The following is a 13,691-nucleotide window of genomic DNA, read 5'->3' as shown; positions in this document are numbered from 1 at the left end:
TGCAAGGTCATGAATTCACTACAAGGCAAAAAAATACTACTGGCGATGTCCGGTGGCATTGCTGCATTTAAAGTAGCTGAATTAGCGCGCTCACTGATACAAGAAGGTTCATCCGTACAAGTTGTGATGAGCGAAGCTGCCACACAATTCATGACCCCTGTCACCATGCAAGCGCTCACCGGGCAACCAGTCTATACGAGCCAATGGGACTCACGCATTCCAAACAACATGGCTCACATTGAGCTATCTAGAAAAGCCGATGTCATTTTAGTTGCTCCCGCCAGCGCTGATTTAATGGCAAAAATAGCATTAGGTCTTGCAGATGATTTAGTTAGCACTATCTGCCTAGCCAGAGAATGCCCGTTAGTCGTGGTGCCAGCCATGAATAAACAAATGTGGGAAAACACAGCAACACAAAGAAATGTTGCACAACTCAATAAAGATCAGGTCACTGTTCTAGGCCCCACCAGTGGCTCTCAAGCTTGCGGCGAAAACGGCATGGGGCGCATGCTAGAAGCCTCAGAAATTTTAGAAGGTGTAATTGCTTTTTTTCAAAAAAAAGTTCTTGCTGGTAAAAAAGTTTTAATTACCGCAGGCCCCACCTATGAGGCAATCGATCCTGTTAGAGGTATTACAAACAAAAGCTCTGGGAAAATGGGTTTTGCAATTGCTAGAGCTGCCATTGAGGCAGGCGCAAACGTTCAACTCATCGCTGGACCATGCCACATCAATACACCTCTAGAGTTCACAGGACAAGTTCAACGTATTAATGTGACCAGCGCTCAAGAAATGCATGCAGCCGTGATGAAGCATTTGGATGCTGATGTTTTCTTTGCGGTAGCAGCAGTAGCTGACTGGTCAGTAAAAAACATTAAAGATGAAAAAATTAAAAAAGCAGATAGCAGCTCTCCATCACTAGAGTTTGTTATCAACCCAGATATCTTGGCTGATGTAGCAAAAGCAGCGGCTAAAAATTCAAAGCCCTATTGCGTGGGATTCGCCGCAGAAACTAATGACTTAGAAAAACACGGCCAAGAAAAACTTGTCCGTAAAAATATTCCAATGTTAGTTGCCAATATCGGTCCAGATACATTTGGACTTGATGAAAACCAACTACTCATCATTGAACAATCCGGTAACAAGAAAACACCTAAACTCAATAAACTCGCTCTATCACGCGAACTAATTCAGCTCGTATCTACAAAAATCTAATATGAAAAAACTACAAGTCAAAGTTCTTGATGAACGCATGAAAAATAATTTGCCACAGTATGCTACTGCGGGCAGCGCCGGTCTTGATTTAAGAGCATGTCTTGATGAAGCAATCACTATTGAACCGGGCCAAACAGTCTTAGTGCCAACAGGCTTAGCTATTTATTTGGATGACCCTGGTTATGCGGCACTTATCTTGCCTAGATCAGGCTTAGGACACAAGCATGGCATCGTATTGGGCAATTTAGTAGGCTTGATTGACTCAGACTACCAAGGTCAACTCATGGTCAGCACATGGAATCGCGGTCAAACTGCTTTTAAATTGGAACCTATGGAGCGCTTAGCGCAACTAGTCATTGTTCCAGTGGCTCAGGTTGAGTGGGCTGAGGTAGAAGAATTTACCGCCAGCGAACGTGGTGCTGGCGGCTTTGGTAGTACAGGTAGAGCTTAAATCTCTTCAGTCTCTGCAGCGCCTGAGGAGATCTTCTTCACAGGAGGTCTTACAGGCGCATCAAAATCTAAAACCACCTTCTCGTTAGCATCCATGTCGACAACGACGTGGCCACCGTGCGCTAACTTGCCAAACAATAATTCATCTGCAAGCGCTTTTCTAACCAAGTCTTGAATCAAGCGCTGCATTGGTCTTGCACCCATGAGAGGGTCGAAACCATGTTTAGCTAAGTAGTTTCTGAGGTTTTCAGTAAAGCTTGCATCCACTTTCTTTTCATGCAACTGCTCTTCAAGCTGCATTAAGAACTTATCAACCACACGCAAAATAATGCTCTCATCAAGTGCCTTAAAGCCAACAATAGCATCTAAGCGATTGCGGAACTCAGGCGTAAAGGTTCGCTTGATATCCCCCATCTCATCACCAGCCTGTCTGACTGTTGTGAATCCAATAGTTGATTTCTGCATTGTTTCTGCACCAGCATTCGTAGTCATGATGATGACAACGTTTCTGAAGTCAGCTTTGCGACCGTTGTTGTCAGTCAAGGTGCCGTGGTCCATCACTTGCAACAAAATATTGAAGATATCTGGATGAGCTTTTTCAATCTCATCTAACAATAAAACGCAATGTGGCTTTTTATTAACAGCTTCTGTTAATAAACCACCCTGATCAAAGCCCACATATCCTGGAGGTGCACCAATCAAACGACTAACTGCATGGCGCTCCATGTACTCTGACATATCAAAGCGAATTAACTCAACCCCCATAATGAAGGCTAGTTGCTTTGCAACTTCTGTCTTACCAACACCTGTTGGGCCAGAGAATAAGAATGAACCAATTGGCTTGTCATCTTTACCTAAACCAGCACGAGACATCTTAATTGCTGAGGCAAGAACCTCAATCGCTGGGTCTTGACCAAATACAACACTCTTAAGGTCTCGATCCAAGGTTTGCAACTTACTGCGATCATCGACTGATACCGATTGCGGCGGGATGCGTGCAATTTTTGCAACTATGTCCTCAATTTCTTGACGACCAATTGTTTTCTTTTGCTTTGATTTTGGCAAAATACGCTGCGCAGCACCCGCCTCATCAATCACATCAATTGCTTTATCAGGCAAATGTCTATCATTGATATATCTAGCAGATAACTCGGCAGCAGCATTGAGTGCTGCTTGAGCATATTTAACGCCATGATGCTCTTCAAACTTTGACTTCAAGCCTCGCAAAATCTGAACTGTCTGATCCACTGATGGCTCCAAGATATCCACCTTTTGAAAGCGTCTTGATAAAGCAGCGTCTTTTTCAAAAATACCGCGATACTCGTTAAAGGTTGTGGCACCGATGCATTTCATATGGCCACTTGAAAGAGCTGGCTTCAATAAATTACTAGCATCCAAGGTGCCCCCTGATGCCGCACCAGCACCAATCAGTGTATGAATTTCATCAATGAACAAAATGGCATCAGGATTGTCCTTGAGATTCTTCAAAACACCCTTAAGGCGTTGCTCAAAGTCACCACGGTATTTAGTACCCGCTAATAAAGCCCCCATATCTAATGAGTAAACAGTGGCTTTAGCCAAAACATCTGGAACATCTTCTTGCGTAATCCTCCACGCAAGACCTTCAGCAATTGCTGTCTTACCAACACCAGCCTCGCCAACTAACAAAGGGTTGTTTTTACGACGACGACATAAAACCTGAATAACGCGCTCAACTTCGCCTTCGCGACCAATTAATGGATCAATGCGACCTTGCTTAGCAAGCACATTAAGATTTTGGGTATATTGCTCTAAAGGACTATCTTTAGAGCTAGCGCCTGATTCTTCACTCTCAGAACTAGACTCATTGGTCTTTGGCGACTCTACCTGGTCTTTTCTGATGCCATGACTGATGTAGTTAACAATATCTAAACGCGTAACACCTTGTTGCTGCAAGTAATACACTGCATGCGAATCTTTTTCACCAAAAATAGCTACTAGTACATTAGCGCCATTAACTTCCTTCTTACCATTAGAAGTTGATTGAACGTGCATGATGGCACGCTGAATTACTCGCTGAAAACCTAAAGTAGGTTGCGTATCCACCTCTTCTGAACCTGGGACTATGGGTGTGTTGTCATTAATGAAATTGTTAAGATTGCCCTTTAAGTCATCGATGTTGACCGCACAAGCTTTAAGCACATCAGCAGCTGTGGCGTTATCCAACAAAGCGCACAGTAAGTGCTCGACAGTGATGAACTCATGTCGTGACGCTCTTGCGTCTACAAATGCCATATGCAAGGTTACTTCTAGTTCTTGAGCAATCATGCTTCCTCCATAGTGCACTGCAAGGGATGCCCCGCTTCGCGAGACCGATCTACTACCTGTTGAACTTTTGTTGAAGCGACATCTTTAGTATATACACCACAAACACCCTTACCTTCAAGATGTACCTGCAACATAATTCTTGTGGCGCTTTCTTGATCCTGATGGAAATATTCTTGAATAATCATCACCACAAATTCCATCGGAGTGTAATCATCATTGAGCAAAACAACTCGATACATCTTAGGCGGCTGCACTCGCTCAGACTGGCGATCCATGACAGCAGCATGATCCTCCTGAAATGACGGAGTTTCTATGATGTTGGGGGTTTTAGGTTTATTGCTCATGTTTCCTATTCTAAACATAAGTTTCAAATCCAGTTGAAGACCCAATGCACCTTTTTTGAGCCCCCTAAAACACGCCCATGAATTGGTCGTCATTTAGTCAAAACATTCTAGAATCTAAGCTCACAGTCTGATAAAGTTCTACTTGGTAAATAATTAAATTAATTAATAACAAAGGGAAATCATGCGCAAAATTATTACTTCAATTGCTTTGGCCTTATTTGCAGCCACGAGCTTTGCTCAAGCACCAGCTGCCCCAGTAGCGCCAGTTGCTCCTGCAGCACCAGCAGCAGAACAAGCAGTTGAAAAACCGGCTCCTAAAAAAGCTAAAAAGGCTAAAAAGAAAAAGTCTGGTAAAAAAACTAAAGCGAAAAAAGCTAAAGCAGCTGAATAATTTAAGTAATTAACGCATTGAAATTTTTTAATCGCGTCATCGTTGCCCTTACCCTCTGCCTTGGATGGCAAGGGGTAAGCCAGGCACAAAAACTACCCTCCATCCAACTCCAAGCAGGTCTTTACAAAATAGCAGCAGAGGTCGCAGCTACCGAGCAGGCTAGGCAGCTTGGACTCATGCATCGAAACTATTTGCCGCCAGATGATGGGATGCTATTTGTATTTGAAAACAAAGGAACTCACTGCTTTTGGATGAGGAACACCAAAATACCTCTAGCCATTGCGTTTCTAGCAGATGACGGCAAGATCGTAAATATTATTGAAATGAAGGCAATGACTGAAGATAATCACTGCCCAAGCCAACCAGTTCGTTTTGCTTTAGAAATGAACCAAGGCTGGTTTGCCAAGAAAGGGCTTTTGGCTGGGAATGCCATTAACGGCATACCCAGTGGTTTTATTAAAAATTAACCGAAGTGGCAAACGTAATGAACAGCTTGTTCAGCACGAATCACAAAGTATCCACCTGCTTCAACAGTCCATGATTGACCCGCTGTAAAAGCTTGCTCAGGCGTACCGTTGATGCTCACGTAAGCAGCACCATCAACCACTTCCATCACTTCTTTAGTCGTTAAATCAAAACGCAATGTGCTTGGCAGAATCACGCCCACAGACTTACGCTCACCACTTGGCAATGTCACAGTATGTGAAACACATTTACCATCAAAGAAAACATTTGCTTTTTTGTTAACTGATACTTGATCAAATTGCATTTTTTATCCTATTACTTCAACAATTAAGAACCGCGCTTACGACGGGCATTAGCTGCAATACGCATACGCAGAGCGTTTAATTTAATAAATCCACCAGCATCAGCTTGGTTATACGCACCACCATCATCATCAAACGTTGCAATAGTTTGATCAAATAATGTGTTCTTAGAGTCGCGCGCAACAACTGTCACTGCACCTTTGTATAGCTTAACGCGCACAAAGCCGCTGACATTTTGCTGAGTGTGATCAATCAAAGTTTGGATGGCAACACGCTCTGGCGCCCACCAGTAACCGTTATAAATCATGCTCGCGTAACGAGGCATCAAATCATCTTTAAGGTGCGCAACTTCACGGTCAAGAGTAATACTCTCGATTCCTCTGTGCGCCTTTAGCAAAATAGTTCCGCCTGGGGTTTCGTAACAACCACGACTCTTCATACCCACATAGCGGTTCTCAACTAAATCTAGACGACCCACACCATGTTTGCCGCCAATTTTGTTAAGTTCAGCCAACATTTCATGTGGTTTATAACGAGTACCGTTAATCGCTACAGCATCACCTCGCTCAAACTCAATATCCAAATACTCGGGGGCATCTGGCGCTTGCTCTGGTGATACTGTCCAACGCCACATTGACTCTTCAGCTTCAGCATTAGGGTCTTCTAAGTGACGACCTTCGTAACTAATGTGCAATAGATTGGCATCCATTGAATATGGCGCACCACCTTGCTTGTGCTTCATCTCAACAGGGATACCATGTTGCTCAGCATAGGCCAATAATTTTTCGCGAGACAGCAAATCCCACTCACGCCATGGAGCAATCACCTTAATAGATGGCTCTAATGAGTAGTAACCCAATTCAAAACGAACTTGGTCATTGCCTTTACCTGTAGCGCCATGCGAAACAGAATCCGCACCAGTTTTGTGAGCGATTTCAATTTGGCGCTTAGCAATCAATGGGCGAGCAATTGATGTGCCTAATAAATATTCGCCCTCATAAATCGTGTTCGCACGAAACATCGGGAACACGAAATCTCTAACAAACTCTTCACGCAAGTCATCAATGAAAATATTTTCAGGCTTGATGCCAAACTTCAAAGCCTTAGCGCGCGCTGGCTCAAGCTCTTCACCCTGACCTAGATCAGCAGTAAACGTAACAATTTCACAGTGATAAGTGTCTTGTAACCATTTCAAGATCACGCTGGTATCTAAACCACCTGAATAAGCTAAAACTACTTTTTTGATATCTGACATATAAATTAATTTACTTAAGTTTCAATAAAAATTAGAGCTTGCCGCAAAGCAAAAACTCCATCAAAGCTTTTTGCACATGCAGACGATTTTCCGCTTCATCCCACACCACGCTTTGCGGTCCATCAATCACAGAAGCTGACACCTCTTCACCTCTATGAGCTGGCAAACAATGCATAAAAAGTGCATCTTTATTTGCAACGGACATCAACTCATCTGTCACCATCCAGCTCTTAAAGGCCTTCAAGCGAGCTTGATTCTCATCTTCATAACCCATACTTGTCCAAACATCTGTGGTCACAAGATCTGCGCCACGACAAGCATCCAAAGGATTATCAAAAACTGATAAATACTTTTTAGATCCAGCACTCAACATGGATTCATCTAACTGGTAACCAGCTGGCGCTGAAAAATTAACTTTGAAATCTAAAATTTCAGCAGCCTGTATCCAGGTGTAAGCCATATTGTTTGCATCACCCACCCAAGCAATTGTCTTACCTTGAATGCTTGAGCGATGCTCTACATAAGTAAAGATATCAGCCAAAACTTGGCATGGATGATATTCATTGGTTAAACCATTGATGACAGGCACACGAGAGTTGGCAGCAAAACGTTCAATGATGTCTTGGCCAAATGTGCGAATCATGATGATGTCAGTCATGCGCGAAATAACTTGCGCAGCATCTTCAACTGGTTCACCACGACCTAATTGCGTATCTTTGGTATTTAAAAATACAGCGTGCCCACCCAATTGGTGAATACCCGCTTCAAATGACAATCTTGTGCGCGTTGAGTTTTTTTCAAAAATCATCGCCAAAGTTCTGTCATGTAATGGATGCCAAGTTTCATAGCGCTTGAACTTGGCTTTTAAGAATGCTGAACGCTCTAATAAATAAGCGTACTCATCCGCACTGAAATCAGCGAATTGTAGGTAGTGCCTAACAGGAATATTCGACGCCATAGCTTTTTAAAAATGCCTGATTAATTCAAATATTTACTAATTATTATGCGAGGCTGATAAAATCTAGGGGTTATCCCGAATTATCACCCTATTTATACTGCAAAGACATCGTGACGGCCAAACAATTCTTCATCCAAGGTCTCACTCACGATGGCAAACCATTCAGGCCAAGTGACTGGGCCGAAAGACTTTGTGGCGTTATGGCTCAGTTTCGACCAGAGGACGATCCTAGCGATCCTCGTTTTACCTACTCACCTTACGTTAAACCGGTCAATATTGGCGGTCTGAAATGCGTCGTTGTAGATGAGCGACTTCGTGACATAGAGCCTAAAGCCATGGATTTCGTCAAAAACTTCGCAAAAGACAACAATTTGCCAATCGTTGAAGCCTGCGAAATCCCAATAAAATCAAACAACTAGAAACAAAAAACCCGCTCCGGATCAGGGAACGGGCTCTTTTTCAACCTAAATAAATTAGGCCGTCATACCTTTAACAGCTGCAGATAAGCGTGATTTTGTACGCGCAGCAGTGTTTTTATGCACTACTTTCTTGTCTGCAATCTTGTCGATTGTTGCTTGAGCAGCTTGGAAAACCTTAGCTGCAGTAGCTTTGTCGCCAGCGTCTACGGCCTTGCGCACAGACTTGATAGCCGTACGTAGACGTGAACGCAAGCTTGCGTTATGTTCATTTTGTGCAACGGCCTGGCGGGCGCGTTTGCGAGCTTGGGCTGTATTTGCCATGTTTGTAACCTTTAGGGGTATTGCCAAAAGGAAAAGATTATAACTTATCCTGAGCAAGCCTACCACCCCTGCCAAAAATCTGTAAAACTACGTCTGTGAATTTATTATCTGCCGCCGCCAAAGTTAGTAGCTTAACCATGCTATCCCGCATTACGGGATTGTTACGCGAAACCCTGATTGCCCGTACCTACGGCGCCTCAGAGTGGACAGACGCCTTCAATGTGGCGTTCAGAATCCCCAATTTACTCAGAAGATTATTCGCAGAAGGGGCGTTTTCTCAGGCTTTTGTACCCGTTTTAGGCGAAACCAACGCCAAGGAAGGGAAGGAAGGCACCGCCCTCATGGTAAGTGCGATTGCAACGCTATTGTTTTGGGCCTTAGTTGCCACCGTCATTTTGGGCGTAGTGGGTGCCCCATGGATTATTTTTGTGGTTGCCTCAGGTCTTAAAGAAAACGGCGCTCATGAAGCCAGTTTGGCACTTACTAGGATCATGTTTCCTTATATTGGTCTGATATCAATGGTGTCACTATCAGCTGGCATCTTAAACACCTATAAAAAATTTGCAGTCCCTGCATTCACCCCAGTTCTTTTGAACCTATCGATGATTTTTTCATCTTGGTTGCTATCTCCCTATTTCGAGACACCCATCTATGCACTGGGTATAGGCGTGATTCTTGGAGGACTCACACAACTATCACTACAGATTCCTGCTCTCAAAAAGATTGGCATGTTGCCAAAAATTGGCTTAAGCATTCAAACCATCAAAAATGCTTGGCACCATCCAGGAGCCAGAAAAGTTTTGCAATTGATGCTGCCAGCCTTGTTCGCCGTCTCAGTTGCACAACTATCACTCATCATCAATACCAATATTGCGTCTCATTTAACAGCTGGCAGCGTATCTTGGTTGTCATATGCTGACAGACTGATGGAATTCCCAACAGCTTTGTTGGGCGTAGCTCTTGGCACAGTCTTACTTCCAAGCCTAAGTAAAGCTAATGCACTGGCAGACAAAGAGCAAATTGCCAGGTTGATGGATTGGGGTCTAAAACTAACATTCATCCTAGCTGCACCAGCAGCCCTGGCTTTACTGATGTTTGGCCAACCGCTGGCAGCCGTGCTTTATCACTATGGTCAATTCAATGCGATTGATGTGAATATGACGCAACATGCATTAGCAGCGTATGGGGTTGGCTTGATTGGGCTTATTTTGGTAAAAATTTTGGCGCCAGCCTACTACTCAAGACAAGATATCAAGACCCCCGTAAAAATTGCGATTCGCGTACTGGTTATTACACAACTGGCCAACATTGTTTTAGTTCCTTGGCTTGACCATGCAGGACTTGCCCTATCAATTGGCTTAGGCGCATGCATCAATGCATTTCTCTTGTGGCGAGGCTTGGCCAAATTAGAAGTACTCCAAAAAAATTCAGGATGGTTCAAGTTTTTTGCGAAACTTAGTATTGGATTAGTTGCTATAGGCATTGTTTTTTATTTTGGTGCACGTCAACATGACTGGCTAGAGCTTAGAAACACCCCAATGATTAGAATTGGATTACTCACGCTGTGGGTATCATTGGCAGGGTTTGTATATTTAGCCACCCTATGGCTAACCGGATTTAGAACAAAAGATTTTTTACATCAAGCGAAATAATTTAACCAAGATTTATGCCAACACAACAATTAGATTACTTCGCATCGCTAGTATCAGAAGACGAGCATTTTCCTCTGACTGAAGCAGCCATTGCAGTAGCTCAACACTCCTATCCAGACTTAATTGTTCAGCATGTTTTTGATGAACTTGATCTTCTTGCTGACAAGGTAAAGCATCGCGTGACCCATGAGATGGCAGGGATACAAAAACTTCAAATACTAAAAAACTTTTTTTATAAAGAATTAGGGTTTGGTCCGAATCGTAATGACTATTACGACCCAAATAATTCTTATCTACACAGTGTGATTGAAACAAGAAGAGGTATTCCGATCTCATTAGCCTTGATATTTATGGAACTTGGCCAACAAATTGGATTAAATATCAAAGGTGTCTCATTCCCCAATCACTTCATGATGCGCTTATCACTGCCTCAAGGCGAAGTGATCATGGATCCTCTTACTGGCACCTCTTTATCCAAACAAGAATTACAAGAAATGCTAGATCCTTATTTGGATGCGCAAGGATATCGTGGTGAATATCAATTACCTCTGAGCGCTTTTTTAAGAAGCTCTAGCTCTAGAGAAATTCTGTCTCGATTCTTAAGAAATCTAAAAGCCATCTATACCCAACAAGAACGTTGGGAAAGATTGTTAGGCATTCAACAACGCCTCGTTATTTTGTTACCAGATGCCATTGAGGAAGTTAGAGACAGGGGTTTAGCCCTTGCTCAACTCGATTACATCAGACCGGCTATTGAAGACATGCAAAGGTATATTGATAGCTCAACAGAAGCCAGTGATATAGACGAGATCAAAGCGCAAATCGCACAACTCGAACAACAACACCGTCTGCACTAAAAGTATTTTTTATGAGACCGGTGATTGCCGCCCTTCCTGATACCCTCATTAGCCAAATTGCAGCCGGTGAAGTTGTTGAACGCCCAGCCTCAGTAGTTAAAGAAGTTTTAGAAAATGCGATTGATGCAGGCGCTCAGGCAATCACTATTCGACTAGAAGAAGGTGGCTGCCAAAGAATTTCTATTCAGGATGATGGCTTTGGAATTGCGCATCAACAATTACATTTGGCCGTTTTACGCCATGCCACGAGCAAAATTAAGTCTCTGAGCGATCTTGAATCAGTTGCATCTTTAGGATTTCGTGGTGAAGCACTAGCCTCGATTGCTTCGGTTTCCAGACTTTCCATCACCACACGCACCGCAGAAGATGATCACGCTTGGCAGATTCAAGTTAATGGCGGCGAAACTGTTGGTGATGTGAGCCCATCATCGGGCAGTGTTGGTACTACCATCGACGTTCAAGATTTATATTTCAATACACCCGCCAGAAGAAAATTCTTAAAAAGTGCAACTACAGAGCTAGGTCATTGCCTTGATGTGGTGAGACGTATTGCTTTATCTAGACCAGATATTGGTTTTGCTATTTGGCATAACGGCAAAGTGATTGAGCGTTGGTCAGCGGGCAATATTGAGCAAAGAGTGGATGCCATCTTAGGGCAAGAATTCCACGAATCCAGAATCGCTCTAGAAAGTACTTCTGGCGTTTTGTCTTTACGAGGCTTCATCAGCAAACCAACTGCCAGCAGAGCTAGAGCAGATCAACAATACAGTTTTGTTAATGGTCGATTTATCAGAGACAAGGTGATTCAGCACGCTATTCGTAGCGCGTACCAAGATGTGTTACATGGCGATCGACAGCCCATGGTTGTGCTATCTCTGGAAATTGATCCGCAACTTGTCGATGTCAACGTACACCCTGCTAAAACTGAAGTTCGCTTTAGGGAGGGTGGCGCGGTTCACCAGTTTGTTTATAAAGCGATACAAAATGCTTTAAGCACAGGTGGTGGTGAGCGCATACATGAGAGCACTGAGTTTGCGCCTCATGCTTTTACTAGTATTAGCAGTCCACCAGCATGGGTTGGTCAAGCAGGCAATCAATTCTTACCTCTTAATCAAAACAGCAAACATGATATTGATCGACTATTTACTCAGATCAATCCCAATACATCTGTAGATACATCTCCCCAAGATTCAGAACTACCCCTAGGGCATGCCCTGGCTCAAATTCATGGCATCTATATCTTGGCTCAAAATAAGCATGGGCTTGTATTGATTGATATGCACGCTGCTCATGAGCGTGTCTTATATGAAAAGTTAAAAGAAGACTTATCTACGGGTATCAAAATACAACAATTGCTAGTACCAGTTGTGATGCATGCCACAGAACTTGAGATAGGTAAGGCCGAAGAGCACCGCCAAACGCTTGCTCAACTCGGTTTTGATCTAGCAACACTGTCTCCCACTCAATTGGCAATTAGAACAATTCCAACCTTGTTGCAAAAATCTGACCCCGTGATGCTATTGAGAAATCTACTGAACGATTTAGACCTGACTGGCTCTAAAGCAGTCCTAGATGCGGCTCAGCACGAACGTTTAGCTACTCAGGCATGTCACGCAGCAGTTAGAGCACATCGATTGCTCACGCTTACAGAAATGGATGCACTGTTACGTCAAATGGAACAAACCCAAAGGGCAGATCAGTGCAACCATGGCAGACCAACTTGGGTGCAATTAACAATCCAGGATTTGGATAAATTATTTTTGCGCGGTCGATAAATACACATGTCTGAGAAAGCCGTTATCTCGATTGTGGGTCCCACAGCAAGTGGTAAAAGCGCAATGGCCATGCAAGTTGCCAGGCAAGCCAAAAAACTTGGCAGAACCGTTGAAATTATTAGTATGGATTCAGCGTTGGTTTACAGAGGCATGGATATTGGCACTGCAAAACCTAGCGCCAGCGAAATGGCAGAGGTCGTTCATCACTGCATCAATATCGCTGAACCAGAAGCACCCTACTCTGCAGCTAAATTTGCTAAAGATGCCAAGCAGTGGGTCAAAGAAATCCAAGGCAGAAATAATATCCCGTTGATTGTTGGCGGCACCATGCTCTACTGGCGCGCCTTAGCACATGGCTTATCTGAGATGCCAGCAGCATCACCTGAAATTAGAGCTCAAATTGAAGAGCAAGCCAAAGAACTTGGTTGGGCTGCAATTCATGATCAATTAGCTAAGGTAGACCCAGCTAGCGCTGCAAGGCTAGAAAAAAATGATGCTCAGCGTGTACAAAGAGCCTTAGAAATCTACCTACAAAGTGGCAAACCAATGTCTGAATGGCTAAACGAGCAACCCAAAGACTCTGGTAGAGGTGATGGCGACATACCACTTAACTTACGCTTAATTTCCATTGAACCATCAGATAGATCTGTATTACATGAGCGCATTGCAAAACGCTTTGACATCATGATTGAGCAAGGCTTTCTAGAAGAGATGAAAGTGTTGCATAAGAATCCCCTACTTCATCCAGATTTGCCCTCTATGAGAGCAGTTGGTTATCGCCAAGGATGGGATTTTTTAGATGGAAAAATTAATTTTGAAGAATTTAAAGACCAAGCAATTGCAGCTACCCGTCAATTAGCCAAACGACAGTTAACTTGGTTGCGTGGAATTTCTGACAGAGAAGTATTTGATCCCCTGAACGAGGCAGACCTGCATCGATGTGAGCAAGTGTGCCTTGCTCACTATCAACTCATTTAAGTAAC

General features: G+C 43.4%; 15 protein-coding genes. 9 read left to right on the top strand and 6 right to left on the bottom strand.

All coding sequences use genetic code 11. The features are described from left to right. The first annotated feature begins 9 nt into the window (after positions 1-9). Entirely contained in the window at positions 10-1,212 is a 1,203-nt protein-coding gene (gene coaBC, locus CFR83_RS06075) for a bifunctional phosphopantothenoylcysteine decarboxylase/phosphopantothenate--cysteine ligase CoaBC (protein ID WP_088813091.1), read from the top strand. Between the two features lies 1 nt (position 1,213). Further along, complete coding sequence (dut, locus tag CFR83_RS06070; RefSeq protein WP_088813090.1) at positions 1,214-1,663, top strand: dUTP diphosphatase; 450 nt, start codon at positions 1,214-1,216, stop codon at positions 1,661-1,663. Here the strand turns inward: dut and clpA are convergent. Beyond that, positions 1,660-3,969, bottom strand: a complete 2,310-nt coding sequence (gene clpA / locus CFR83_RS06065) for an ATP-dependent Clp protease ATP-binding subunit ClpA (RefSeq protein WP_088813089.1) — start codon at positions 3,967-3,969, stop codon at positions 1,660-1,662. The two genes, dut and clpA, sit on opposite strands and share 4 nt — an antisense overlap. Further along, positions 3,966-4,244: an ATP-dependent Clp protease adapter ClpS gene (gene clpS / locus CFR83_RS06060; protein ID WP_243383393.1), complete on the bottom strand. Its 279-nt coding sequence runs from the start codon at positions 4,242-4,244 to the stop codon at positions 3,966-3,968. The genes clpA and clpS overlap by 4 nt, the downstream gene beginning before the upstream one ends. 250 nt (positions 4,245-4,494) lie before the next feature. On the opposite strand from clpS, the gene CFR83_RS06055 reads away from it, so the two are divergent. Both CFR83_RS06055 and CFR83_RS06050 read left to right on the top strand, forming a co-directional pair. Next, entirely contained in the window at positions 4,495-4,704 is a 210-nt protein-coding gene (locus tag CFR83_RS06055; protein ID WP_088813088.1) for a hypothetical protein, read from the top strand. A 38-nt stretch (positions 4,705-4,742) separates the two neighbouring features. Beyond that, entirely contained in the window at positions 4,743-5,171 is a 429-nt protein-coding gene (locus tag CFR83_RS06050) for a DUF192 domain-containing protein (RefSeq protein WP_423808381.1), read from the top strand. Here the strand turns inward: CFR83_RS06050 and ppnP are convergent. Genes ppnP through argF form a run of 3 tightly spaced genes read right to left on the bottom strand, consistent with a single transcriptional unit; the run spans position 5,168 to position 7,684 of the window. Beyond that, complete coding sequence (gene ppnP / locus CFR83_RS06045) at positions 5,168-5,473, bottom strand: pyrimidine/purine nucleoside phosphorylase (protein ID WP_088813086.1); 306 nt, start codon at positions 5,471-5,473, stop codon at positions 5,168-5,170. The genes CFR83_RS06050 and ppnP overlap by 4 nt on opposite strands. A gap of 23 nt (positions 5,474-5,496) precedes the next feature. After that, a complete protein-coding gene (locus CFR83_RS06040; RefSeq protein WP_088813085.1) occupies positions 5,497-6,726 on the bottom strand; it encodes an argininosuccinate synthase in 1,230 nt (409 codons plus the stop codon). Positions 6,727-6,757: 31 nt separating this feature from the next. Further along, a complete protein-coding gene (argF, locus tag CFR83_RS06035) occupies positions 6,758-7,684 on the bottom strand; it encodes an ornithine carbamoyltransferase (protein WP_088813084.1) in 927 nt (308 codons plus the stop codon). Between the two features lie 110 nt (positions 7,685-7,794). Between argF and CFR83_RS06030 the strand changes: the two genes are divergently transcribed. After that, positions 7,795-8,103, top strand: a complete 309-nt coding sequence (locus CFR83_RS06030; RefSeq protein ID WP_243383361.1) for a DUF3579 domain-containing protein — start codon at positions 7,795-7,797, stop codon at positions 8,101-8,103. Between the two features lie 54 nt (positions 8,104-8,157). Here CFR83_RS06030 and rpsT read toward each other — a convergent pair whose 3' ends face one another. Beyond that, positions 8,158-8,424, bottom strand: a complete 267-nt coding sequence (gene rpsT, locus CFR83_RS06025; protein WP_088813082.1) for a 30S ribosomal protein S20 — start codon at positions 8,422-8,424, stop codon at positions 8,158-8,160. A 95-nt stretch (positions 8,425-8,519) separates the two neighbouring features. Between rpsT and murJ the strand changes: the two genes are divergently transcribed. Genes murJ through miaA form a run of 4 tightly spaced genes read left to right on the top strand, consistent with a single transcriptional unit; the run spans position 8,520 to position 13,686 of the window. Beyond that, positions 8,520-10,076 (top strand): murein biosynthesis integral membrane protein MurJ, encoded by a 1,557-nt coding sequence (gene murJ / locus CFR83_RS06020; RefSeq protein WP_088813081.1) that lies wholly within the window; start codon positions 8,520-8,522, stop codon positions 10,074-10,076. A 14-nt stretch (positions 10,077-10,090) separates the two neighbouring features. Next, on the top strand, positions 10,091-10,933 hold the full coding sequence (locus CFR83_RS06015; protein WP_088813080.1) for a SirB1 family protein: 843 nt from the start codon (positions 10,091-10,093) through the stop codon (positions 10,931-10,933). Between the two features lie 11 nt (positions 10,934-10,944). Next, complete coding sequence (gene mutL / locus CFR83_RS06010; protein ID WP_088813079.1) at positions 10,945-12,708, top strand: DNA mismatch repair endonuclease MutL; 1,764 nt, start codon at positions 10,945-10,947, stop codon at positions 12,706-12,708. A gap of 6 nt (positions 12,709-12,714) precedes the next feature. Continuing rightward, a complete protein-coding gene (gene miaA / locus CFR83_RS06005; RefSeq protein ID WP_088813078.1) occupies positions 12,715-13,686 on the top strand; it encodes a tRNA (adenosine(37)-N6)-dimethylallyltransferase MiaA in 972 nt (323 codons plus the stop codon). Positions 13,687-13,691 lie beyond the last annotated feature (5 nt).

Source organism: Polynucleobacter victoriensis (genome assembly GCF_900187875.1).
Classification (GTDB): Bacteria; Pseudomonadota; Gammaproteobacteria; order Burkholderiales; family Burkholderiaceae; genus Polynucleobacter; species Polynucleobacter victoriensis.
This window is presented reverse-complemented; position numbering and strand designations above follow the sequence as displayed.

What these genes read in the sequence shown, in the direction of transcription:
- coaBC (WP_088813091.1), top strand. Translation starts at nt 10, where the DNA reads ATGAATTCACTACAAGGCAAAAAAATACTACTGGCGATGTCCGGTGGC.
- clpS (WP_243383393.1), bottom strand. Translation starts at nt 4,244, where the DNA reads ATGGATCGCCAGTCTGAGCGAGTGCAGCCGCCTAAGATGTATCGAGTT.
- argF (WP_088813084.1), bottom strand. Translation starts at nt 7,684, where the DNA reads ATGGCGTCGAATATTCCTGTTAGGCACTACCTACAATTCGCTGATTTC.
- mutL (WP_088813079.1), top strand. Translation starts at nt 10,945, where the DNA reads ATGAGACCGGTGATTGCCGCCCTTCCTGATACCCTCATTAGCCAAATT.
- ppnP (WP_088813086.1), bottom strand. Translation starts at nt 5,473, where the DNA reads ATGCAATTTGATCAAGTATCAGTTAACAAAAAAGCAAATGTTTTCTTT.
- miaA (WP_088813078.1), top strand. Translation starts at nt 12,715, where the DNA reads ATGTCTGAGAAAGCCGTTATCTCGATTGTGGGTCCCACAGCAAGTGGT.
- CFR83_RS06040 (WP_088813085.1), bottom strand. Translation starts at nt 6,726, where the DNA reads ATGTCAGATATCAAAAAAGTAGTTTTAGCTTATTCAGGTGGTTTAGAT.
- CFR83_RS06055 (WP_088813088.1), top strand. Translation starts at nt 4,495, where the DNA reads ATGCGCAAAATTATTACTTCAATTGCTTTGGCCTTATTTGCAGCCACG.
- CFR83_RS06015 (WP_088813080.1), top strand. Translation starts at nt 10,091, where the DNA reads ATGCCAACACAACAATTAGATTACTTCGCATCGCTAGTATCAGAAGAC.
- dut (WP_088813090.1), top strand. Translation starts at nt 1,214, where the DNA reads ATGAAAAAACTACAAGTCAAAGTTCTTGATGAACGCATGAAAAATAAT.
- rpsT (WP_088813082.1), bottom strand. Translation starts at nt 8,424, where the DNA reads ATGGCAAATACAGCCCAAGCTCGCAAACGCGCCCGCCAGGCCGTTGCA.
- clpA (WP_088813089.1), bottom strand. Translation starts at nt 3,969, where the DNA reads ATGATTGCTCAAGAACTAGAAGTAACCTTGCATATGGCATTTGTAGAC.